Raw genomic sequence first — 637 nt, 5'->3', positions numbered from 1 at the left:
GAACACCATGACCGGCCCGATCGCGTAGAGCGCGGTGTCGGTCATGACCTCGACGTTCTCGCGCCCGAAGCGGCGCCCGGCGACAACCTGGATCACCCCGAGCACGACGAACGCGCCCACGCTCATCTGGGCGGCCAACGTGAACACAATCATCGGAAGCTCAGCAGTGTGCATGAGTCACAGCTCCTCAGGGTTGGCCACAGAACCCGTGCCCGAACCACTGGGCTGGGCGTCACGGTGGGGCGTGATCACCAGGCGCGGACGCGTGATCGCGGGGTCCGGCAGCGGCTCGACGCCGGCCAGATCACCATGCTCGGCACGCAGCTCCTCGACCGGGCCGTAGCTCAGCGCACGCGACGGGCACGCCGCCACACACGCCGGGTCCTTGCCCTCGGAGCGGTAGTCCGCGCACAGGTCGCACTTGGTCATGTGGCCGGACTCCGCGTCGAACTGCGGAGCCGAGTACGGGCACGCCCACTCGCAATACCGGCACCCCACGCACTTGTCCTGATCGACAGTCACCACGCCATCAGGGCCCTGGCTCATCGCCGTCGTGGGGCACACCCGCACACAAATCGGGTCCTCACAGTGGTTGCACGCGATCGACGTGTAATACGAGAACACATTCGGAACAACC

2 protein-coding genes are annotated in these 637 nt (G+C 66.7%); both read right to left on the bottom strand.

What is annotated here, in order from left to right; all coding sequences use genetic code 11:
- On the bottom strand, positions 1–174 hold a 174-nt coding region (locus tag QUV83_RS17685), incomplete at its 3' end, for a DmsC/YnfH family molybdoenzyme membrane anchor subunit (RefSeq protein WP_354003962.1).
- 3 nt (positions 175–177) lie between these two features.
- A partial coding sequence (locus QUV83_RS17615; RefSeq protein WP_289566232.1) for a 4Fe-4S dicluster domain-containing protein occupies positions 178–637 on the bottom strand: 460 nt, incomplete at its 5' end.

This window comes from Cellulomonas cellasea (assembly GCF_030372105.1).
Classification (GTDB): Bacteria; Actinomycetota; Actinomycetes; order Actinomycetales; family Cellulomonadaceae; genus Cellulomonas_A; species Cellulomonas_A cellasea_A.
This window is presented reverse-complemented; position numbering and strand designations above follow the sequence as displayed.